Here is a 21,586-nt window from a genome sequence, read left to right as displayed (position 1 = left end):
CCAGGTGGTTCTGTCCGGACCTGCTGCTATCGTGACCTCGAACAAACGCATTACTCCGACAGGGGAGCGCTCGCAGCGCTGAGAGTGCGGCACCAGGCCGCAGACCCTCGAACCTCGCCCAGGTCATGCTGGGTAGGAAGTCGATGTCTCTCGTGCTGCCCGCGTGTGCCCTCCTTGAGAAAGCAGCACGATGACGCGCAGCAGTAGCCGCCGGTTCGCGGCGGCCCTCGCCCTGACCATGGCGGCGGTGCCCCTGACCGCCTGCGGCGGTGGCGGCGACTCCGGCGGTTCCGGTGGTGAGCAGGTCACCCTCGTCACCCATGACTCGTTCAATGTCTCTCCCGAGGTGCTGGAGAGATTCACCGAGGAGACGGGTTACCGGGTCCAGGTGCTGCGCTCCGGTGATGCCGGTGTGATGGTCAACCAGGCGGTGCTCTCCAAGAACAACCCGCAGGGTGACGTGCTCTTCGGGGTGGACAACACCCTGCTCTCCCGTGCTCTGGACGAGGGCGTGTTCACCCCGTACGAGGCGGCCGGCCTGAGCGCGGTCCCCCAGGAGTACCAGCTGGACGCCGCCGAGCACCGGGTGACCCCGGTCGACACCGGTGACATCTGCGTCAACTACGACCGCGCGTACTTCGCCGAGCACGATCTCGCCGCGCCGCAGAGTCTGGACGACCTCATCGACCCGGCCTACCGCGATCTGCTGGTGGTGCAGAACGCCGCGACCTCGTCGCCCGGTCTCGGCTTTCTGCTCGGTACGGTCGCCGCCTACGGAGAGGGCGGGTGGCAGGACTACTGGCAGGCGCTCCGGGACAACGGCGTTGAGGTGGTCGACGGCTGGGAGCAGGCGTACAACGAGCGCTTCTCGGGCGCCGGTGGCGGATCCGGCGACCGGCCACTGGTGGTCTCCTACGCCTCCAGCCCGCCCGTCGAGGTCATCTACGGTGAGGGCGAGCCGCCCGCCGAGGGGCCGACCGGGGTCGCCACCGGCACCTGTTTCCGGCAGATCGAGTTCGCCGGACTGCTGACCGGCGCCGGCAATCCCGAGGGCGGTCGGGCGCTGCTGGACTTTCTGATCGGTCTGGACTTCCAGGAGGATCTGCCGCTGCAGATGTTCGTCAATCCGGTGCACCCGGACGCCGAGCTTCCGCAGGAGTTCGTCACCTACGGCGAGACGATCGAGACGCCGCAGACGATGGACCCGCAGCGGATAGCGGAGCACCGCGAGGACTGGGTTTCGGCGTGGACCTCGCTGGTCATCAGGTAGTACGCGACCGGGCGCCGGCGGCGCCGCCCTACGCCCCACCGTCCGCGCCGCGGTCCCCGGCGGCGGCGCGGGCACGGCGCAGGGCCACGGCCGTACGGCTGGCCCTGCTCGCCGTGCCGCTGGTCTTCTTCGCACTGTTCTTCGCCTACCCGGTGGCCGCCATCATCGGCCGCGGGCTGCGCGACGGCGGCAGCTGGCAGCTGGGCCCCGCCGCCGACGTGCTCGGCGACCCCGGCATCCGCAAGGTGCTGTGGTTCACGCTGTGGCAGGCTGCCGCCTCCACAGCGCTCACTCTTGCTCTCGCCCTGCCCGGCGCCTATGTCTTCGCCCGGCTCGACATCCCCGGCAAACGCCTGCTGCACGCCGCCGTGACCGTGCCCTTCGTGCTGCCCACGGTGGTGACCGGCGCCGCCTTCCTGGCCCTGCTGGGCCGCGGCGGGCTGCTGGAGGAGCTGTGGGGCGTCCGCCTGGACACCACGGTGTGGGCCATCCTGCTGGCCCATGTGTTCTTCAACTACGCGGTGGTCGTCCGCACCGTGGGTGGTCTGTGGGCGCAACTCGACCCCGGCCAGGAGGAGGCGGCACGCGTGCTGGGGGCGAGCCGCGCGGCGGCCTGGCGACGCGTCACCCTCCCGGCGCTGGCCCCCTCGGTGGCCTCCGCCGCACTGATGGTCTTCCTGTTCACCTTCACCTCCTTCGGGGTGGTGCAGATCCTCGGTGGCCCTCGTTACGCCACGCTGGAGGTGGAGATCTACCGGCAGACCGCGCAGTTGCTGGATCTGCCCACCGCCGCGGTGCTCACCCTGCTCCAGTTCGCCGCAGTCGGCGCGTTGCTGCTGCTGCACGCGCGCACGGTGCGCCGCGCCGAGTCCGCCCTGCGGCTGGTGGACGCCGGATCCGCCGCGCACCGGCCGCGCGGCGCCGCGCAGTGGGCGCTGCTGGGCGGAGTCCTGATCTCCATCGCGCTGCTGCTCCTGCTGCCGCTCTCGGTCCTCGTCGAACGCTCCCTGTCCGGTCCCGAAGGCTATGGCCTCACCTACTACCGGGCGTTGACCAGCACCGACAGCGGCACCTTTGTGGTGGCGCCGTGGGAGGCGATAGGGCACTCCCTGGCCTACGGGGCGGTGGCCACCGTGATCGCGCTGACCGTGGGCGGACTGGCCGCCGCCGCGCTCACCCGGCGGGCCGGCCGCTTCACCCGGGGCTTCGATGCCCTGCTGATGCTGCCGCTGGGCACCTCCGCCGTCACCGTGGGCTTCGGCTTCCTGATCGCGCTGGACGAACCACCGCTGGACCTGCGCGCCTCATGGATTCTGGTGCCGCTGGCTCAGGCACTGGTCGGGGTGCCCTTCGTGGTACGGGTGCTGCTGCCGGTGCTGCGCGCCGTCGACGACCGGCTGCGGCAGGCGGCGGCGGTCCTGGGTGCCTCCCCGCTACGGGTGTGGCGTGAGGTCGATCTGCCGCTGGTTCGCCGGGCCGTGCTGGTCGCGGCGGGGTTCGCGTTCGCCGTGTCGCTGGGGGAGTTCGGGGCCACCGTCTTCATCGCCCGCGCCGACACCCCCACACTGCCGGTCGCGGTGGCCCGGCTGCTGGGGCGCGCCGGGCAGCTCAACTACGGGCAGGCGATGGCCCTGTCCACCATTCTCATGCTGGTGTGTGCCGCCACGCTGCTGATCCTGGAGCGGCTGCGCCCCGGCCGCACGGGAGAGCTGTGAAGGGAAGAGACTCGATGGCCCTGCTGCGTCTGGACGGGTTGACCGTACGTTTCGGCGCGCACCTCGCGCTGGACGCCGTGGATCTCTCCGTCGCCGAACGGGAGATCGTCTGCGTGCTGGGTCCCAGCGGCAGCGGCAAGTCCACCCTGCTGCGCGCGGTCGCCGGGCTGCGGTCCGCCGACGCCGGCACGGTCATGCTCGGCGGCGAGGACCAGTCCGCGGTACCCACCCACCGCCGCGGCGTTGGGCTGATGTTCCAGGACCACCAGCTCTTCCCGCAGCGGGATGTCGGCGGGAACATCGCCTTCGGGCTGCGGATGCGCGGCGTGCCGCGCCGCGCCGCGGCGGCGCGGGTGGCCGAACTGCTCGACCTGGTGGGTCTGCCGGACGCCGCCGGCCGGGCGGTGGGTTCGCTGTCCGGCGGCGAGCAGCAGCGGGTGGCGCTTGCGCGCGCGCTGGCGCCGAGCCCCCGGCTGCTGATGCTGGACGAACCGCTGGGCCAGCTGGACCGGGGACTGCGGGAGCGGCTGGTGGTGGAGCTGCGGCAGTTGTTCCGGGCGCTGGGCACCACGGTGCTGGCCGTCACCCATGACCAGGGTGAGGCGTTCGCGCTGGCCGACCGGGTGCTGGTGATGCGGGCGGGCCGGATCGCGCAGAGCGGCAGTCCGGCCGAGGTGTGGCAGCGCCCGGCCTCGGAGTTCGTCGCGCGCTTTCTGGGCTTCCGTAATGTGATCGGGGCGACGGTACGGGGCCAGGTGGCGCAGACTTCCTGGGGCGCGGTGCCGGTGCCGGCCGGCACCCCCGAGGGGGCGGTCCGGCTGCTGATCCGGCCCTCCGGGGTGGGCTTCTCGGGCGGCGGTGGGGGCGGCGACGGATCCGGTTCCGATGGCGGTGCCGGGCCGCGCTGCACCGTGGCGTCGCGTACCTTCCGGGGCGAGCGGGTTGCCCTGTTGCTGGACCCCGAGCGTGGCCCGCAGCTTGAGGCCTCCGTACCGCTGCGCTCGGCCCCTGCGGAAGGCGAGCGGGTGACGGTGGTGTTCGATCCGCGCGAGGTGGTGCCCCTGGCCGCCGGCGACAGTGCCGAGGAGGAATGAAAGTTTTCATCTGTACGTAGGCCAAGTGGCGAAGTAAATTGTCGGCCGTCCCGTCAACCACCCCTGGAGGGGCCGTATGAGACGGATCGTCGCCACCTGGCTCGTCGCGCTGAGTCTGCTGCTGGGCAGCGTCGCGCTGGCCGGCCCCGCCCGCGCGGAGCAGGACGTCCCCGAACAGTGGCGCAGCTACTGGGTCGACGCTTTCAATGACGGCATCTACACCCCGGATCAGGTCAGCACCCTGATCGAAGACGCCCGCGCCGTCAACGCCAACGTCCTCATCGTGCAGACCGCCCGCCGCTACGACTGTTTCTGCAACAGGGCGCTGTATCCACGAACCGACGCCGCCATCGCCGCCGCCCCGTACGACCCGCTGGACGAGGTCATCGCCCAGGCACACGCCGCCGGCCTCCAGGTGCATGCCTGGGTCAACGTCAACACGCTGTGGAACAGCGCCACCCCGCCGCGCTCCGCCGACCACGCCTTCAACCGCCACGGCCCCACCGCTCAGGGCCGGGACCGCTGGCTGAACAAGAAGGCGGACGGCACCGAACTCCAGGGGGTCAACGCCTACATCGATCCCGGGCACCCGGACGCCGCCGCGTACATCGTGGCCGCCATCCGCTCCATCGTGCGCCAGTACGACGTGGACGGCATCAATCTCGACTACATCCGCTACCCCGACGGCAGCTCCACCACCACGCACAGCGACTGGGGGTACAACGAGGTCGCGCTGGAACGCTTCCGGCAGGCCACCGGCCGTACCGGCACCCCCGCGCCCGACGACGCGCTGTGGAGCGAGTGGCGCCGCGACCAGATCACCTCCCTGGTACGACGGATCTACCTCGGCATGTGGGAGGAGGACCCGGCGGCGCGGCTGTCCGTCAACGCCATCACCTACGGCTTCGGCCCGCAGTCGGTGGGCGGCTGGGAGGCCACCCGTACCTATGCCGAGGTGCTCCAGGACTGGGCCGGCTGGCTGGCGGAGGGCATCACCGACACGGTGGTCACCATGAACTACAAGCGGGACTGGAACCCCGACCAGGCGCGGATGTACAGCGAATGGACGGAGTTCCTGGCCGATTCGCAGGCAGAACGGCAAGGGGTTACCGGGCCCGCGCTCTACCTCAACCCGGTGGAGGGCAGCGTTGCCCAGGTACGGGAGGCCCTGGCCCCGACCGCCGCGGGGAATGTGGCGGTGGGTTGGAGCGGCTACTCCTACGCCAGCCCCAGCATGGACGTGGCGGCGAACGGTCTCGCAGCGGAACGGGAGCGGCTGTCCGCCGCGCTCACCACCGGTCCGGACGCACCGTTCGCCGAGCCCGCCGCCGTACCGGACATGGCGTGGAAATCCGCGCCCCGGGACGGCCATGTGACCGGCGAACTGGCGCTGCGCGACGGTACGCCGCTGGATCGGGCCGGGGTCACCTTGCGGCCACTCGGCCCGGACGGCGGCTCCCCGCCGCAGACAGTGCGCACGGTTACGGACGGTTCCGGCTGGTTCGGTTTCGCGCACACCGCCCCGGGGCGCTACCTGTTGACGGTGGATCTGCCCTCGGGCGTGGTGGGCGTCCCGGTGAGCACCGTCGTGGTGCGTGAGGGCCGCATCAGCCAGGCGCCGTTCGCCCCGTTCCGGCCACTGCCCTGATCCGTTCCCCCCGCCCGCCGGCCGCGGCCCACGCCGCGGCCGGCTAGGCGCGGATCGGCAGTACCAGCGTCTGGAACACCAGCCATGTCAGCGGGGCGAAGACCAGCAGCAGCGCCGCCACCCGCAGCAGCGCCGCGCGGCGGATCAGGGCGCGCGGCGCGCCAAGCCGCAGCAGTGAGGTGGTCGCCGGAGCCCGGGTGGCGCGGGTCTCATGGACCGTCGCCACGATGGTGCCCAGCGCACTGACCAGCACGATGCCGGTGCCCAGCGCGCTGAGCGGGCCGAACAGCCGGGGCCCGTCGAGGTCGAGCGCCGCCAGCGCCGCCGCGACGGCCACGCACAGCGCCCCCAGCGGATGCCCGAGCCGCTCCGCCTCGCTTTGCAGCACCCGGCCCGCCAGCAACCGCAGTGCCCTCGGCCGGCCGGCGGCCAGCACCCGGCCGCACAGATGGGTGAGGGACGGCGCCGCCACGATGACGCCGGTGGCGATCAGCAGCCAGCCGGCCACGACGCCGGGAGTCAGTCCGCTGAGCGCGCCCGGCAGGGTCAGCGCCCCCTCGGTGTTGCTGGGGGGCCGCTCCGTGAAGCCCGCGTACCCGCTGAACGCGATGCCCGCCCCGGTCAGTGCGGCACCCCATGGCAGCCCGGTGGGGACCTGGACCGGCTCCTCGGCGGCCGACCCGTGTGCCGCGGCGCCGGGCGTGACAGGAGGCGGCGTGGGGGGCGGCGCCGGCAGCAGCGCAGAGGACTGCCGTACCGGCGCCACCCGGCCACGCAGCGCGAGCGCACTGGCGACCGCAGCCGCCACCGGGACGATCGTCAGCAGCGTCAGCGCGGCCGGCAGCGGCAGTGGCCGATCGGCGGCCAGCAGTCCCGCCGCCGCCCCGTCGAACGGCAACCCCGAGATGTCCCCGCGCAGATGCAGGAAGACCAGCAGCGCCAGTGCACTGCCCAGCAGCGCGGCGACCGCCGTGGACACCGCCGCCAGCATCGGCAGCCGCGCCGGGCCGAGACCCGCCGTGTCGAGCCCAGAGCGGGGCCGGCCCGCAGGATCGGCGCGGGCGACCGCCACGGCCAGCTGGACTGTCGCGGCGATCGGCAGGACGCACCACGCCAGCCGCAGGACCGCCTGGTCGCCGTCGCCGGGGTGGGCGCTGGCCCAGCCCAGACCACTGAGCAGCAAGAACCCCACCCCGCCGGCCGCGCCCGCCAGCAGCAGCCGGCGGGCCAGCGCCGGCGGCCGGGAGCCGCGGGCTAGGCGGAGAGCGAGCATGCCGGCTCGGCCGTCGAGTCGGGCTGGCGGCCGTCGAGCAGGGTGAGGGTACGGTCGGCGAGCGTGGCGACCTCCGGGTCATGGGTGGCGAGCAGCACGGTGATGCCGTGGGAGCGGCCGGCGCTGGTGAGGGTGCGCAGCGCCTGGGCGCGGTCGGCCTGATGCAGCGGCGCGGTGGGTTCGTCCGCGAAGACCACATCCGGTTTGTGCACCAGCGCGCGGGCGATGGCGATGCGCTGACGCTGCGATTGGAGCAGCGCCGCGGGGCGTTTGCGGGCGCAGTCGATCACGTCGAGCCGTTCCAGCCAGTCCAGCGCGGCACGCTTGGCGGCGCGGTGGCCGGTGCCGGTGAGCAGCAGCGGCAGGGCGGCGTTCTCCCAGGCGGTCAGCTCGGGAACCAGATGCGGGCGGTCGCCCACCCAGCCGAACTTGTCGCGGCGCAGCCGCTCGCGGGAGGTGGGGGTGAGGGTGTGGACGGGCATGCCGCTGAACCAGACCTCGCCGCCGCTGGGCACCAGTTGCCCGGACAGGCAGCCCAGAAGCGTGGTCTTGCCGCAGCCCCGGGGGCCGGTGACGGCCACGATCTCGCCTTCCTGGACGCCCAGGGAGACTCCGAGCAGTGCCGGGGAGCCGCCGTGGGAGTAGTGCACGTCGCGCGCCCACAGCACATCGTCGTCGGGTGGGGCCATGCTTGCCGGGACCTCCGCTCATGGGGTCGGGGTTCCCCCGGCCGGGTGAATGAGTCGCCGGGGTAGTCGGTCACAGGGGATGCTGCCGCCGGAGCGGCGATGCTAACAACGGGAGGCGGCGAATCGGCACATAGTCGAGCAAGTCGGCGAGGCGCGCGCTGGGGTGTACGGGAGGGAACCCTGGCGGAAGCCGATGGCGGCCGGACGGGGGAACGCGAGGCAAGACATCCGTAAGATCTCCCTCGATCACGCCGTGCAGTCGCTGTTCTTCCCGATATCGAGCAGATAAGGATGCGGATTTCTCGACAGTGGCGGTGTTGCCACAGGGGCGTGCGGGCATAGGGTGAGGTGTCCCGCCCTCCCCAGGACAGTGAGCAGGAGGCTGTTGTGACCACCGAACCGCGTCGGCTGCGCAACTACATCGGCGGTACGTTCCGCGACGCCCACGACGGGCGCACCACCGAGGTGGTCGATCCCACGACAGGTGACGCGTACGCCCTGGCCCCGCTCTCCGGGCCGGCCGATGTGGACGAGGCGATGGCCGCCGCCGAGGCGGCGTTCCCCGCCTGGCGGGACGCCACCCCCGCCACCCGGCAACTGGCGCTGCTGAAGATCGCCGACGCCTTCGAGCGGCACGCCGACGAACTGCTCGCCGTCGAGTGCGAGAACACCGGCAAACCGCTGGAGCTGACCCGGCAGGAAGAACTGCCGATGATGCTGGAGCAGATCCGCTTCTTCGCCGGGGCCGCGCGCATGCTGGAGGGCAAGTCCGCCGGGGAGTACATGGCCGGCATGACCTCCTTCGTCCGCCGCGAGCCGGTCGGGGTGTGTGCCCAGGTGGCCCCCTGGAACTACCCGATCATGATGGCGGTGTGGAAGTTCGCCCCTGCCCTGGCGGCGGGCAACACCGTGGTCCTCAAGCCGTCCGACACCACGCCCGCCTCCACGGTGTACGCCGCCGGTCTGATGGGCGAGATCCTGCCGCCCGGCGTCTTCAACGTGGTGTGCGGCGACCGCGACACCGGCCGGCTGATGGTCGATCACCCCACCCCCGCCATGGTGTCCATCACCGGCTCGGTACGGGCCGGCGGCGAGGTCGCGGCAGGCGCCGCGGCCGGCCTCAAGCGCGTGCACCTGGAGCTGGGCGGCAAGGCGCCCTGCCTCGTCTTCGAGGACGCCGACCTCCAGGCAGCGGTGGCCGGCATCCGCGACGCCGGCTTCTTCAACGCCGGCCAGGACTGTACGGCGGCCACCCGGGTTCTGGTGCACGAGTCACTGCACGACGACTTCGTCGCCGCCCTCACCAAGGCGACGCAGGAGGTCAGGACCGGCGATCCGACCGACCCCGACTGTTTCTACGGCCCGCTCAACAGCGCCGCCCATCTGGCGAAGGTGACCGGCTTCATCGAGCGGCTGCCCGCCCACGCGAAGGTCGAGACCGGCGGCAGGCGGGTCGGCGAGCGCGGGTACTTCTACGCACCGACCGTGATCAGCGGACTGCACCAGGACGACGAGATCATCCAGCAGGAGGTCTTCGGCCCGGTCATCACCGTGCAGAGGTTCACGGACGAGGCCGAGGGCGTGCGGTGGGCCAACGACGTGGAGTACGGCCTGGCCTCATCGGTGTGGACGAAGGACCACTCGCGGGCGATGCGGCTGTCCAAGGAGCTGGAGTTCGGCTGCGTGTGGATCAACACCCACATTCCACTGGTGGGCGAGATGCCGCACGGCGGCTTCAAGAAGTCCGGGTACGGCAAGGACCTCTCCGCGTACGGCCTGGAGGACTACACCCGGATCAAGCATGTGATGACGGCACTGTGAGGCGGTGACGCGCCGCCGGCCGCCGGCCGCCGACCCTGCACCGGGCGACCCGGTGCGCGGCGGAGCGCGGTCGGCGGCGCGTCACCGCGCCGGATTCAGCTGTCCTCGGCCAGGACGTCCCGCAGCCGGCGGGCCTCCGCCAGGAGCCTGGTGGAGCCCGGCCGTGCGGCGTACTCCGCCAAGGCCGGTATCTTCCCGCCCGCGCCGGCCCAGGCGGCGCACTCGGTGCCCAGCGCCACCAGGTCCGCCATCCGGTGCGGGGGGTCGGCCAGCAGTTTGGGCAGGGCCACCGCCACCGCGTCCCAGATCTCCCGGTACGCGCCGGACCCCGCCGCTTCCCGCAGGGCCGGGACGACCCGGCTGAGCTTGACCTCACCCTGCCCGGCGCGGGCCGCCAACTCCGCGCCCAGCCTCGCGCCGTCCAGCCGCCGCCCCGCCGCCAGGACCAGCAGCGCGTCCACCGCCACCGCCCGGTCCTCGGCACGGGCCGCGCTCAGGGTCAACGTGGTGGCGAGCAGCAGGACCGGGCCACCGGACCCGGGGCTTTCGGCCAGCTGAGTGATCATCCCGGAGCCCTCGTTCGACGTGTTGTCCACCAGAGCGGGCAGCCCGGGCACCACGGCCGCCGCCAGCAGCTCCGGCTGGGCGGGCCACAGCGCGGGCCAGCAACTGGCCAGCTGCGCCCTCGGGTAGAGCTGGCGCCGCGGGTTGGGTGGCGTGGTGAGCATCGAGAGCAGCGCGTCGTTCCCCGCTGCCGGGACACCGGTACGGGCGGGCACGGCGACCGACCGCAGCGCGATGGCGCGCAGGCCCCTGGGCCGTTCCACCGTCGCCCCCGCGGCGCCGAAGCTCAGCCAGTCCGCCAGCCGGTCCCCGGCCTCGGTGCCGATCGCGTTGGCGCGCTGCGCGAGCTGGGGTTCCGGATCCGGCGGCAGCCGCAGCAGCGCCAGCTGGAGGTCGTACTCCCAGGGCGTCCAGCCCTCGCGCGCCGCCCGCTCCAGACGCTCCGTCAGCCGCGGCGCGGCCAGTGTGCCGTCCGGCTCCGTGGGCGTCGCCACCAGCAGCGGCACCGGGGCGTGTGCTGCCAGGCCGAGACTGATCTCCCGCAACCGGTGGAGGATTACCTGTACCGGGCCGGGGGACCGGTCCGCCTCGGTACGCCACTGCCGCAGGCGGACACCGAAATGGCGGTCCGGATCGGGCGACCGGCCTTCCACCGCCGCCCCCAGGTGGAACAGCCGGAGCCTGCTGCCCGGCCCTGCCACCGCGCCGGTCGCCGCGCCCAGCAGATCGCGGAACTCGCCGAGCGGGTCGCAGTACGAGCGCAGGTACGACTCGCTCTCCCCGAGACCGATGCCATGCCGGTCGAGCACCGGGGTCAGCGCCGCGATCAGCCCCGGCCGGTCCTCATACGCGGCGGACACCACGGCCGCCAGCACGCGCTCCAGCGCCGACGGATCGACCTCGGCGCCGTGGGAGAACGGTACGCCGCCGGTCATCACCGACAGCAGCTGCGCCGTCTCCTCCGCCAGCTCCGCGAGCGAGCCGATCGGGACGGGTGCGCTCCGCACGGGTGGGGCGGGTGGGGGCGGCGGCGGAGCGCCGTCCGGCGCGCTGACCTCGATCCCCAGCGCCGGACCCAGTTGCTTGCGCAGATCCGCGGGCAGGGATTCGGCCCGCACCGACAGTTCCTCCGCGGCGCCCGGAGGCAGCGCGGACGCGTGCCGCACCACCAGCCGGGCGGCGCGCTCGGCCACCTCGGAGGAGCCATGGGCGAAGGCGGTGGCCGCCGCCGTCAGCAGCGCCGCCGTGTGCTCCCGGTGCCGGGGAACGGCCTTGGCCAGCCAGGACAGCTGAGCGGTCGGCGACTTCCGCTCCGGGCGGAACAGCACCGCCTCGGTGACCTCGCACAGCTCGCTCGCCGTCAGCAGCCCCGCCTCGTCCAGGCGACGCAGCTCCGCCTGCGCCGCGGCGGCCACCGCGGACGGCGCGTCGGGCAGCAGCAGTGCCAGCTCCCGCTTGCGCGCCGCCGCCTCCTGCGTCGTCACCTCCAACAGCGCGTACAGCCGCAGATAACCGCGCAGATCGCCCGGCCGGCCGCCGCGCAGCAGCCGGCGCAGTGTGCCGTCCAGCAGTCCGGTCCGGTCCGGCCTGCCGTCCCGGCCGTCCGCAGCGGCCACCAGACGCGGTGCGAACTGCCCTTTCTCCAACAGCTCCCCCACGCCGTCCACCGAGAACAGCAGCGGCACCATCGCCCTGAGCAGCGGATCCTTCCCCAAGCCCGCGGCGGCGTAGTCCCGGTGGTACGAGCGGCGCACCCACGACTGCACCAGCTCGGCGCGCGGCGGCGGCGTCACGCCGGTCTCGGCGAGCAGATCGAGAGCGGCCCGTTGGCATTCGTCCCGGGCGGAGTCGTCCACCCGCAGCACCAGCCGCTCGGTCAGCTCCCGCAGCCACGCGGCGTCCCGTTCCCGGAGCACCTCCAGCTCCGCCGCGAAACCCTCCCGGAAGGGGCCCTGGAAGAACCGCCAATCGGTCAGCCAGCGGGCCAGCTCCTCCGGGCCCCGCAACACCCCGGTGCAGGCCAGCCGCAGCGCGGGGCCGCGCTCGTACACCAGCTGACGGCTCGCCCGGGTCGCGCGTCGTCCCCGCGATCCGCGGCCCCACAGCGACCGATCGCTCTCGTCCCACTCCCGCTCCCACCGTCGGCGGTAGGCGCGCAGCGGCTTGACCAGGGCCCGCCGCTCGCGGTCGGTCAGGCCCGAGACCGCCGCGCGTACCGCCGCGTGGTCGGCCGCCTCCAGCGCCTTCTCCAGAGGGCCGAACACTTCATCCGTCATGATCCCGCGCTCCCCAGCCGCTCCCGGTCGTTCGCTCCGCCGCTCCGCGCCGCGAGCTGTGCCGCCAGCGCGTGCTTGCACTTGCCACGCGTCCCCCGGTACCGCGACCACCAGGGGCAGGTGCAGCCCAACGCCGCACCGTCCGAGGACAGCCGAACCCGGTGGACGTGGTCCGGCACCGCGATGGTGGCCGTGGCGCCGCCTTCCGCCAGCCGCACCACGCCCGCCGCCAGCAGCGAGCGCGCGCCGCGCAGCCGCGGGTTCAGCCGCTCGGCGCGGGCGGCGTCGTAGGGCAGCTCGCGGTGGAAGTACGCGGCCTCCGCCACGTCGTACCCGACCCGGCCGGCCGTTCCCAGCAGCCCCAGCGCCGCTTTCACCCGGGGCAGCGGCAGCCCGGACAGCCGCGCCAGCTCTCCGGTGTCGACGGCAGGCTCGAAGTCCATCAGCGCGCCGATGAGTTCGGCGTCAGCCTCCACCTCGTCGGCCGCCAGCGCGTCCAGCACCGCGCCCTCGCCGGAGAAGCCACGCGTCACCTCGGGGGACAGTGTCAGCATCACGCGCATCCACGGCAGTTCCAGCTCCCATGCCGATGCCGCGGGGAGTGCCCCGGCCGTCACCGGCGGGCCGTACACCCGCAGGGCCCGGGCGAAACGCAGCAGCGGGGCCAGTACCTCAAGACGCCGCGCCCCGGCGAGTGTCACCGCACCGGGCACCGGTCGTGCCGAGCGGCGCAGCGTACGCCCGGCGGGCACCATCCACAGCGGCTCCGTACCGGCCGGCAGCGACCGCAGCAGCCGGACCGCCTCCGCCGCCGACAGTTCGGCCCGTAGGTCGAACGGCGCGGATATCACCTGAAGTTCGGCGAAGCTTCGCAACCAGCGCTCGGGCAGCGGAACCTTCTTCTCCACCACCGCGCCGTCCCCCGTGGTCACCGCCAGCTCATCGGCGCCGACCGACAGATGCAGCGGGTCGCCGCCGCGCACCCGGGCCAGCGCCTCACGCAGCGGATCGTTCACATCGACATTGGTGGTGCCCCGGTCGATGACCTCGCCGTCCAGCCCGCCCGCCAGGACATCAAGCCGGGCGTGTACCCCGCAGCACGCCGAGAACGACTCGAAGCGCAGCCGCTGCCCGTCGCAGGTCACCACCGGATCACGCAGCGCGGCCAGATCTGGCTGGAAGTAGCGGGTACGGGCCACCACCGCGATCGCCAGCAGGCCGCGCGCCGCCGGCTCGGGCCGGGTCAGCACCCCGCTGAAGAAGCGGGGATGGGGCGGCGTACCGCGCGCTGTCCTGCCGCCCGATGTCGCGAGCCCGACTCTGCCCTTGGGCACATCGGCCGCAGAGGGCCGTAGATACCGATAAGAATGCGTCATCGCCACCATGCACCGAACCGTAGAGCCGACCACTGACAATCCGGCCCGGTGCAGGGATGGTTGGGCTCAGCGGTGGGACAACGAGTCCACGATGCGACGCAGTTCGGTGACACGGTTGCTGGTGATGGCGTCCACGCCCATGGCCAGCAGGCGGCGCATGACGCGCGGCGAATCCACCGTCCAGGCCATCACCCGCAGCCCCTGTGCGTGGGCGCCGTCCACCAGCGCATGGTCCAGCAGGCCGAAGCGGTACGTCAGCCAGGAGGGGCGCAGTTCGCGCAGCACGGCGGGGCGCGGCGGACCCGTACGTTTCCAGGTGAGACTGATCTCCGCCGCTCCGTCCGCCGCCCGCACCGCCTTGACCGCCGCCGGATCGCCGCAGTAACTCACCCGGTCACCCGCGCCCGCCTCCCGTACCGCCGCGACCGCCGCGCGGGCCGGCGCCGCGGCGCGCATCGGCAGATCGATCAGGGTGCGCACCGGCGCCGTGACCGCCAGGACCTCGGCGAGGGTCGGCACTCCGCCGGCGGACAGCCCCCGTACCTCCTGGGCGGTCAGCTCCGCCACCGGGCGGTCGTGCCCCCACAGCCGTTTCAGGGTCGGATCGTGCAGCACCACCGGCATCCCGTCCCGGGTCAGCCGGACATCCAGCTCGACCATGTCCGCGCCCGCGGCGATCGCCGAGCGGAAGGAGGCGACGGTGTTCTCCCGGGCGCGGTACGGGTCGCCCCGGTGGGCCACCGCGAGGACCTTCCTCATGCGGGCCACGCCGCCAGATGCGCGTCGATCTCCGCCGTCAGCGCCGCCTTGCCGGCCGGGTCGAGGAAGGAGGCCGTCACGGCGTTCTTCGCCAGCGCCGCCACGCCCGCGGCGTCCAGGCCCAGCAGCTGCGCGGCGATTGCGTACTCCGTACTCAGATCGGTGCCGAACATCGGCGGGTCGTCGGAGTTGATGGTGACGGTGACCCCGGCGTCGACCAGCTGCGGGAGCGGGTGTTCGGGCATGGAGGACACCGACCGGGTGGCGACCTCGGAGGTGGGGCAGATCTCCAGGGGAATGCCGGTCTCCGCGAGATGCGCCAGCAGGGCGGGGTCGTGGACGGCGTTGTTCCCGTGCCCGATCCGCTCGGCGCGCAACTCGGTCAGTGCGTCCCAGACGGTCTGCGGCCCGGTGCTCTCCCCGGCGTGCGGGACGCTGTGCAGCCCGGCGGCGATCGCCCGGTCGAAGGCCGGCTTGAACAGTCCACGCGGCCAGCCCTTCTCCGGGCCGCCGAGACCGAAGGACACCAGGCCGTCCGGCGGCAGTTCCGTCGCCAGCCGGGCCGTCTCCTCGGCAGCCGGCAGTCCCAGCTCACCGGGGATGTCGAAGCACCAGCGCAGCACGACGCCCAGGTCGCGCTCCGCGGTGACCCTCGCGTCCTCGACGGCCTCCATGTACGCGGGAGCCGGGATGTCACGGATGACGGAGGAGTACGGCGTGAGTGTCAGCTCCGCGTAGCGGATCTGCTGGGCCGCCATGTCCCGGGCGACCTCGTACGTCAGCAGCCGGATGTCCTCGGCGTCGCGGATCAGATCGACGACGGAGATGTACACCTCGACGAAGTGCGCGAAGTCCCGGAAGGTGAAGTACTCGGCCAGCTGCTCCGGATCCTTGGGGACCGACGAGTCGGGGTGCCGGGCGGCCAGCTCCGCGACGATGCGCGGGGAGGCCGAGCCGACATGGTGAACATGCAGCTCAGCCTTGGGAAGTCGGGCGATGAATGCGGTCAGGTCGGACAAGGCTGCCTCCGGGACGGGCTGGCTGGGCCCGTTCATGGTAGGCAAGGGCCGCGCCGCTCGCGGCGGCCCATAGGGTATGGGGACTCAGGGGAGGAAAGGTGACGTCGATGGAGGAGCCCAATCCGTTCCGGGCGCCGGAGGAGAACGGGGCCAAGGGACAGGGATCGGGCTGGGAACCGCCGGGCGGCGCGGGCACGATGCCCCCGCCGGTCACGCCGCCCACGGCGCCGCCGCAGCAGCAACCTGCGCCTGGCGGCGTACCGGGGCCCGTACCCGTACCCGCGCCCCTGCTCGCGCCGACGCCCGTACCGCATCAGCTGCCGTACGGCCCGCCGGCGTACATGATGAACTCGCCGTACGGCGCCCCCTATCCGATCATGGCGCCCGGCCCGCCACGCAACGGTCTCGGCACCGCATCGCTGGTACTCGGCGTGATCGCCGCCGCCGTGTGCTGGACCTTCTATCTCAGCCCGCTGGCCGTGGTCCTGGGCGTGCTTGCCCTGGTGTTCGGCGCCGTGGGGGCCGGCCGCGCGCGGCGCGGCGCCGCCACCAACCGCGGCGCGGCGCTGGGCGGACTGTGGTCGGGGGCGGGCGCGGCGGCGATCGGCGCGGTGCTCTCGATGCTGCTGGCCGGCTCGCTGCTCCAGGTCATCGAGGTGCAATCGCAGGCAGGGTCCGACCAACTGGCCGGTGCCGAGGTGGCCGTCCGCTTCGAGGACGGGCTGACCGTGACCATGCCCGAGCCGGAACTGTCCGCCAGCGGGGCGATCGCCACCGTGGAGGTACGGCTGCGCAACGAGGGCAGCGGCAAGGCCCGCCTCGGCGGCGCAGAGCTGTACGTCCTGGTCGGTGACCGCGACCTGCCGGGCCGCGACGTGCGACTGGAGACCCCCGCTCCCGGCAGCCTGGACCCGGGCCAGAGCTGGACGGCGCGGTACACCGTCACCGTGCCCTCCGGTGCGACCGAGTTCGGCGTGGACTACGCTCCGGGCCGGGACTACGCGTTCGGCTACTGGCGGCTGCCGCTGCCCGGGGTTGCCGACCGCGGCGACGACCGGGAGCGGGAGCGGGACCGGGACAACGGCGACACCGCCGACGTCTGATCCGAGCGCCCGTGCCCGGCGCCGCGCGCCGCCGCACCGCGTATCGAACCCTTCGGACGATGTGAGGCACACCACGCGAAACCCCGGCGAAACGGTGTAAGGATCCGTCCGCCCGCCGCTCTCACCGGATGATCCGCACAGCCCCCGACCGGGGACCGGCGGAGCATCAGGAAGGAGAGAACGGTGAGCGGCACAGTCGGGGTGAGGTCCGCGATGCGATGGCTGGCATCGGCGGCGCACGAACCGGAGACCTGCCGATGGGAGTGGGAGCGCCATCCGCTGGGGGTGGCGCTGCTGCCGGCCGGCCGGGTGTGGGATGTGCTGATTCTGGACGGCGCGCTGGGCCACCCCACGCTGGAAGTGCTCACCCGGCTGCTGGACCGGCCGGGCCCGGTGCTGGCGGACGCCGGCGACGCCCGGATCGGCTTCTTCGTGCCGCCGGGCACCGCTGGGCGCTGGATCGGCACCGGGGTGCGCGGCGCGGGGCGCGGCAGTTGGGTCGCGATCCCGCACCCGGGGCGTACCGGGCCGGGTCTGCGCTGGCTGGTCCCGCCGGACGGTTCGGGGACGCTGACCGACCCCGCGGTGCTGGAACTGGCGATGCACGAGGCGGCGGCGTTGACGGCGCGGCCCCCGGCGGGGAGTGATTGACCGGCCGCACGCCCCGGGGGGTGTGGGGCGGGCGGAACCGGTCCCAAGAAGGCGGGAGTCGATGGCTCACCACCGCTGTGAACGGTACGACAGCGGGTGCGTCCACACGCCCCGCGCCGCCGGATCCGCATCACATCCCCCCAGCTTCTCCATGCGGCGACGCCGGGTGCACACCCCCCTGCCGGTTCCTCCCGCCCTGCGCCCCGGGCGCGGCGGTGCGGCGGCGCGGCGGCGTCACTGCTCGGCGAGGGCTTCCTCCAGGATGTCCAGCCCCTCCGTCAGCAAGTCCTCGCCGATGACCAGGGGCGGCAGAAAGCGCAGCACATTGCCATAGGTCCCGGCGGTGAGCACCAGCAGCCCGGCCCGGTGGCACGCCGCCGCCACCGCGGCCGTCGCGTCGGCGGCCGGCTCCTTGGTACCCGGCCGCACCAGCTCGATCGCCAGCATCGCGCCCCGCCCCCGTACCTCCCCGATCAGCTCGAACCGATCGGCCATCGCGCGCAGCCGGGGCTTCATGATCTCCTCGATGCGCCGCGCCCGCGCCGGCAGGTCCAGCTCCCGCATGGTCTCGATCGCGCCGAGCGCCGCGGCGCAGGCGACCGGGTTCCCGCCGTAGGTGCCGCCCAGACCGCCGGTGTGCGCGGCGTCCATCAGCTCGGCGCGGCCGGTGACCGCCGCCAGCGGCAGCCCGCCGGCGATGCCCTTGGCGGTGGTGATCAGATCGGGCACCAGGCCCTCGTCCTCGCTGGCGAACCACTGCCCGGTGCGGCAGAACCCGGACTGGATCTCATCGGCGATGAAGACGATGCCGTGCTCCTTGGCGAAGTCCGCCATGCGTGGCAGGAACCCCTTCGCCGGCTCGATGAACCCACCCTCGCCCTGGAGCGGTTCGATGAGGATCGCCGCGACGTTCCGCGCGCCGATGTCCTTGCTGATCAGATCGATGGCCTGGGCGGCGGCCTCCTCGGCGCAGCGCTCGGGGCCGGTCAGCCAGCGGTACGGGTACGCCACCGGCACCCGGTAGATCTCCGGGGCGAACGGCCCGAAGCCCTGCTTGTAGGGCATGTTCTTCGCGGTCAGCGCCATCGTGAGGTTGGTGCGGCCGTGGTAGCCGTGCTCGAAGACCACCACGGCCTGCCGCCCGGTGGCGTAGCGGGCGATCTTCACGGCGTTCTCCACCGCCTCCGCGCCGGAGTTGAACAGCGCCGACTTCTTCGGGTGGTCGCCGGGGGTGAGCCGTGCCAGCTCCTCGCACACCTCCACGTAGCCCTCGTACGGAGTGACCATCGCGCAGGTGTGGGTGAAGCGGGTGAGCTGCTCGGTGGCGCGGCGTACCACCGCCTCCGCGCTGTTCCCCACCGAGACCACCGCGATCCCGGAGCCGAAGTCGATCAGGGCGTTGCCGTCGACGTCCTCCACGATGGCGCCGCCGGCCCGCCGCACGAACACCGGGAGTACGGCGCCCACGCCGTTGGCGACCGCCGCCTGCTTGCGGGCCAGCAGCTCCCGCGATTTCGGCCCGGGGATCTCGGTGACCACGCGCCGCTCCTGACGCAGGGCGGGGCCGCCGGACAGTTCGGTCAAGCTGCTCATGTGCGCACTCCTCGGTACGAAGGGGCTGCTTTCTCGCTCTGCTGTGCAGGCTAGGGCCAGCCGCGGGGACCGGGCATGCACCGCCACGTAGCAGTTGCCCCGATCAGTTGGCCGCGATGGACAGCGAGGGCCGGGGGGCGTGCCCGGCCGCGGATCCACTGCGCGAACGGCGTTCCCGGCGATCACCGTGCTCGATTAGATTGAGGACGACGCACAGTCAGCCATCGGGCCGGTCAGGGGGCTTGGGACAGATGACTACGGACGGCCCGGGGCGGGCGGCGGGAGACGGCGTACGGCGTACGCCCGCCGTGCCGCCGCAGTACGGCGCCCCGCCGCTGCCCCGGCAGGAGCCCGCACCGGAGCCGGCCGCCCCGTCGCTGGTGCGCTGGGCGCACACGCCGCGCCCCGCCGCCGGAGCGGGCATCTGGCGGCTCGGCCATGTGCCGAAGCCGCCGCAGGACCCGGACCGGCTCGGCGATCGCGAACTGCACGGCACCGCGCTGCTGGCGCTGCTGGCTGGCTGGCTGGTGTGGTCGCTGTACGACAACCGCTATCTGCGCGTGGTGGACTGGCCGCTGGACTGGGCGGGCGCCGGGTCCTGGGGCCCGAGCACCGCCGGGATCAGCGTGATCCACACCTACCAGGTGCTGTTCATCTGCGTGCTGGCCTACGTGTTCGGCCGGCTCGGCCACGCCCCGGCGCTGTGGCGGCGCCACCGGCCCGCGGTGCTGCGGTTGCTGGGGCTGCCGGCCGGCACCGAGCCGCTGGAGCACGCCGCGGCGCTGCGCGCGACGGGGGCGGCGGTCGCCGCTTATGTGGTGTGGACGCTGAGCTTCCGCGGCATATGGACGTTCTGGCTGGAGCCGCTGTACGCGGTGGTGCCCGACTCGTGGTGGGAGAACGGCGACAGCACCGCGTACACCGTCGCGTACAACGTCCACTACGTGCTCTACGCGCTGCTGCTGGCGCTGGTCCTCGGCCGGGCCGGCGGCTGGGGGGCGGCGTGGCGGCGTTACCGGCCGGCGTGGCTGGGCGGGGGCGGCGCCGGGGCGGTGCAGGACCGGGCGCGCGAGCGGCTGGCCGAGTGGAGCGAACTGCGCGCGGCCGGCGCGGCGCCGGCCGCGGACCGGCTCGCCGCCGAGATGCGCTCGGGCGCCATGAGCGACCTCGACTACGCCCGGATCGAACACGCCTGGCGCGCGGTACGGGCCCGGCCCACCGCGCTGGAACAGTTCGCCCGGTCCGCGCTCAGCGACGGGGCCGGTGCCTTCGCCCATCCCTCGGGACGCCGCGATCTGACGGTGCGCACGGCCCGGCACGATCTGCTGACCCGGCAGGTACGCATCGGCAGCGCCGTTGACGAGGAACGCAATCCCTACGAGCACCGCGGCGAGGAGATCGCCCTTGACCCCGCCGTGCTGGGCACCTCGCTGCTGGCCGTGGGGCCGCCGGGGTCCGGGAAGACGGGGCGGGTGATCCGGCCGGTCACCGAGGCACTGTGCCTGCACGCGCTCACCGGGCAGGCCGCGGTGGTCGCGGTCGGCACCGCGCGCAGCGCACTGGGCCCCGACGACGCGTTCGACATCATCGTCCGGGTCGGCGACGCGCGATCCACCCATGTGCTCGACCCCTACGGTGGCGCCGCCGACACCGACGAGGCCGCGGCGTTGCTGGCGGAGGCGCTGCTCGGCGGCGGCGACAGCGATCCGCGTACCGCCGCCGCGGCGCTGGCCCAGCTGATCGGCCCCTTCCACGCGGCATACGGGCACTTCCCCGGCATACCGGAACTGCGCGCCATGCTGGACGGCGCCCCCGCGCTGCTGGCCACGCTGCGCGAGGACCTGGGCCACGCCGCGGCGTGGGATCAGCAGCGGGAACTGGACGCCCGCGCGCGGCAGGCCCAGCGGCCCGACGACATCGGGCCCCGGCTGGCCGATCAGCTGGCGCTGCTGGACCGGGCCGGCTTCTCACAGGGCGAGGCGGAACGCCGCACCCGGCCGTTCTCGCTCAGCTCGCTGGAGCACCCGCTGCGGGTGCGGATCGATCTGCCGGCCACCGGGCACGCGGAGGCGGGCCGGGTCATCACCCGGCTGCTGCTGGCGCAGTTCACGGCCGCGGTCACCGCGCGCCCGGACCGCACGCTGTTCGCCGCCCTGGTGCTGGACGACGCGACCGCGGCCATTACCCCCGGCACGGTGCGCGGGCTGACCCATCTGCGACCGGCGAACGCCGGCGCGGTCCTCGCCCTGCGCACCCTGGACGATGTGCCCGCGGCGCTGCGCAGCGGGCTGCTGGGCGCGGTGGGCTGCCGGATGGCGTTCTCCGGGATCACCACCTGGGACGCCGAGCACTTCGCGCGGGCGTGGGGCACGGCCTGGACGGAGGACCGCGATGTCACCAGCACCCCGGACCGCAGCGGCGGCGTGGTGCGGCGCTTCACGCGCGGGGTGCGCAAGCTGTTCACGGGGCGGGACGCGACCACCGAGTCGGTCACGGTGCGCCGGGTGGAGCGGGAGCGCTGGTCGGCCTCGGAGCTGGCGCATAGGGTGCCGCCGCGGCACGCGGTGCTGTCGCTGACCACTGTCGCCGGGGAGGCCGGTCCGCCGGTGCTGGTGCGGCTGGGCTGAAGGCACCACCGCGCCGCGGCGTGGGGGAGCAGGAGCGAAGGCCGGTTGCGGGCCCGGGCGGGCGTCGTCGCCACCCGGGCCGGCTGTGACCGTGGGTTGGTGGCGGCG

General features: G+C 73.4%; 15 protein-coding genes. 8 read left to right on the top strand and 7 right to left on the bottom strand.

Annotation, left to right across the window (positions count from 1 at the left end; translation table 11 throughout):
• Positions 1–190: 190 nt before the first annotated feature.
• From AC5WRL_RS24275 to AC5WRL_RS24260, 4 genes are all read left to right on the top strand, one after another.
• Positions 191–1,270: a thiamine ABC transporter substrate-binding protein gene (locus AC5WRL_RS24275; RefSeq protein ID WP_496090783.1), complete on the top strand. Its 1,080-nt coding sequence runs from the start codon at positions 191–193 to the stop codon at positions 1,268–1,270.
• A 98-nt stretch (positions 1,271–1,368) separates the two neighbouring features.
• Complete coding sequence (locus tag AC5WRL_RS24270) at positions 1,369–2,985, top strand: ABC transporter permease (RefSeq protein WP_496090847.1); 1,617 nt, start codon at positions 1,369–1,371, stop codon at positions 2,983–2,985.
• Positions 2,986–2,999: 14 nt separating this feature from the next.
• The gene (locus AC5WRL_RS24265) at positions 3,000–4,079 is read left to right on the top strand and encodes an ABC transporter ATP-binding protein (protein WP_496090782.1); all 1,080 of its coding nucleotides are present in this window, start codon (positions 3,000–3,002) and stop codon (positions 4,077–4,079) included.
• A gap of 76 nt (positions 4,080–4,155) precedes the next feature.
• A complete protein-coding gene (locus AC5WRL_RS24260; protein ID WP_496090781.1) occupies positions 4,156–5,727 on the top strand; it encodes a family 10 glycosylhydrolase in 1,572 nt (523 codons plus the stop codon).
• 43 nt (positions 5,728–5,770) lie between these two features.
• On the opposite strand, the gene AC5WRL_RS24255 is transcribed toward AC5WRL_RS24260, so the two are convergent.
• Complete coding sequence (locus AC5WRL_RS24255) at positions 5,771–7,000, bottom strand: hypothetical protein (RefSeq protein WP_496090780.1); 1,230 nt, start codon at positions 6,998–7,000, stop codon at positions 5,771–5,773.
• Positions 6,982–7,689: an ABC transporter ATP-binding protein gene (locus AC5WRL_RS24250; protein WP_496090779.1), complete on the bottom strand. Its 708-nt coding sequence runs from the start codon at positions 7,687–7,689 to the stop codon at positions 6,982–6,984. The genes AC5WRL_RS24255 and AC5WRL_RS24250 overlap by 19 nt, the downstream gene beginning before the upstream one ends.
• Positions 7,690–8,076: 387 nt before the next feature.
• Here AC5WRL_RS24250 and AC5WRL_RS24245 point away from each other — a divergent pair, with 387 nt between their 5' ends.
• Complete coding sequence (locus AC5WRL_RS24245; RefSeq protein WP_496090778.1) at positions 8,077–9,510, top strand: gamma-aminobutyraldehyde dehydrogenase; 1,434 nt, start codon at positions 8,077–8,079, stop codon at positions 9,508–9,510.
• A gap of 95 nt (positions 9,511–9,605) precedes the next feature.
• Here AC5WRL_RS24245 and AC5WRL_RS24240 read toward each other — a convergent pair whose 3' ends face one another.
• From AC5WRL_RS24240 to AC5WRL_RS24225, 4 genes are read right to left on the bottom strand one after another with little or no spacing between them, the layout of a single operon-like run.
• Positions 9,606–12,350 carry a hypothetical protein gene (locus AC5WRL_RS24240; RefSeq protein ID WP_496090777.1) on the bottom strand — a complete coding sequence of 915 codons (2,745 nt, stop codon included), beginning with the start codon at positions 12,348–12,350 and terminating at the stop codon, positions 9,606–9,608.
• Positions 12,347–13,735 (bottom strand): SWIM zinc finger family protein, encoded by a 1,389-nt coding sequence (locus tag AC5WRL_RS24235; RefSeq protein WP_496090776.1) that lies wholly within the window; start codon positions 13,733–13,735, stop codon positions 12,347–12,349. Before AC5WRL_RS24235 ends, AC5WRL_RS24240 begins: the two co-directional genes overlap by 4 nt.
• A gap of 57 nt (positions 13,736–13,792) precedes the next feature.
• Positions 13,793–14,485 carry a glycerophosphodiester phosphodiesterase gene (locus AC5WRL_RS24230; RefSeq protein WP_496090775.1) on the bottom strand — a complete coding sequence of 231 codons (693 nt, stop codon included), beginning with the start codon at positions 14,483–14,485 and terminating at the stop codon, positions 13,793–13,795.
• Positions 14,482–15,504, bottom strand: a complete 1,023-nt coding sequence (locus AC5WRL_RS24225; RefSeq protein WP_496090774.1) for an adenosine deaminase — start codon at positions 15,502–15,504, stop codon at positions 14,482–14,484. The genes AC5WRL_RS24230 and AC5WRL_RS24225 overlap by 4 nt, the downstream gene beginning before the upstream one ends.
• A 107-nt stretch (positions 15,505–15,611) precedes the next feature.
• On the opposite strand from AC5WRL_RS24225, the gene AC5WRL_RS24220 reads away from it, so the two are divergent.
• Entirely contained in the window at positions 15,612–16,607 is a 996-nt protein-coding gene (locus tag AC5WRL_RS24220; protein WP_496090773.1) for a hypothetical protein, read from the top strand.
• A gap of 213 nt (positions 16,608–16,820) precedes the next feature.
• Entirely contained in the window at positions 16,821–17,258 is a 438-nt protein-coding gene (locus AC5WRL_RS24215; RefSeq protein WP_496090846.1) for a hypothetical protein, read from the top strand.
• Between the two features lie 234 nt (positions 17,259–17,492).
• Here the strand turns inward: AC5WRL_RS24215 and gabT are convergent, their stop codons facing one another.
• The gene (gene gabT, locus AC5WRL_RS24210) at positions 17,493–18,851 is read right to left on the bottom strand and encodes a 4-aminobutyrate--2-oxoglutarate transaminase (protein WP_496090772.1); all 1,359 of its coding nucleotides are present in this window, start codon (positions 18,849–18,851) and stop codon (positions 17,493–17,495) included.
• Positions 18,852–19,102: 251 nt separating this feature from the next.
• On the opposite strand from gabT, the gene AC5WRL_RS24205 reads away from it, so the two are divergent.
• A complete protein-coding gene (locus AC5WRL_RS24205; protein WP_496090771.1) occupies positions 19,103–21,478 on the top strand; it encodes a type IV secretory system conjugative DNA transfer family protein in 2,376 nt (791 codons plus the stop codon).
• Positions 21,479–21,586 lie beyond the last annotated feature (108 nt).

The organism is Streptomyces sp. NTD107 (assembly GCF_059510435.1).
The sequence above is the reverse complement of the archived record's forward strand: the minus strand, read 5'-3'. Positions and strand labels throughout refer to the sequence as shown.

Excerpts from the sequence above, each read along its gene's own strand:
- AC5WRL_RS24215 (WP_496090846.1), top strand. The coding sequence starts at position 16,821 with ATGCGATGGCTGGCATCGGCGGCGCACGAACCGGAGACCTGCCGATGG.
- AC5WRL_RS24230 (WP_496090775.1), bottom strand. The coding sequence starts at position 14,485 with ATGAGGAAGGTCCTCGCGGTGGCCCACCGGGGCGACCCGTACCGCGCC.
- AC5WRL_RS24235 (WP_496090776.1), bottom strand. The coding sequence starts at position 13,735 with ATGGTGGCGATGACGCATTCTTATCGGTATCTACGGCCCTCTGCGGCC.
- AC5WRL_RS24275 (WP_496090783.1), top strand. The coding sequence starts at position 191 with ATGACGCGCAGCAGTAGCCGCCGGTTCGCGGCGGCCCTCGCCCTGACC.
- AC5WRL_RS24250 (WP_496090779.1), bottom strand. The coding sequence starts at position 7,689 with ATGGCCCCACCCGACGACGATGTGCTGTGGGCGCGCGACGTGCACTAC.
- AC5WRL_RS24240 (WP_496090777.1), bottom strand. The coding sequence starts at position 12,350 with ATGACGGATGAAGTGTTCGGCCCTCTGGAGAAGGCGCTGGAGGCGGCC.
- gabT (WP_496090772.1), bottom strand. The coding sequence starts at position 18,851 with ATGAGCAGCTTGACCGAACTGTCCGGCGGCCCCGCCCTGCGTCAGGAG.
- AC5WRL_RS24220 (WP_496090773.1), top strand. The coding sequence starts at position 15,612 with ATGGAGGAGCCCAATCCGTTCCGGGCGCCGGAGGAGAACGGGGCCAAG.
- AC5WRL_RS24255 (WP_496090780.1), bottom strand. The coding sequence starts at position 7,000 with ATGCTCGCTCTCCGCCTAGCCCGCGGCTCCCGGCCGCCGGCGCTGGCC.
- AC5WRL_RS24205 (WP_496090771.1), top strand. The coding sequence starts at position 19,103 with ATGACTACGGACGGCCCGGGGCGGGCGGCGGGAGACGGCGTACGGCGT.
- AC5WRL_RS24265 (WP_496090782.1), top strand. The coding sequence starts at position 3,000 with ATGGCCCTGCTGCGTCTGGACGGGTTGACCGTACGTTTCGGCGCGCAC.
- AC5WRL_RS24260 (WP_496090781.1), top strand. The coding sequence starts at position 4,156 with ATGAGACGGATCGTCGCCACCTGGCTCGTCGCGCTGAGTCTGCTGCTG.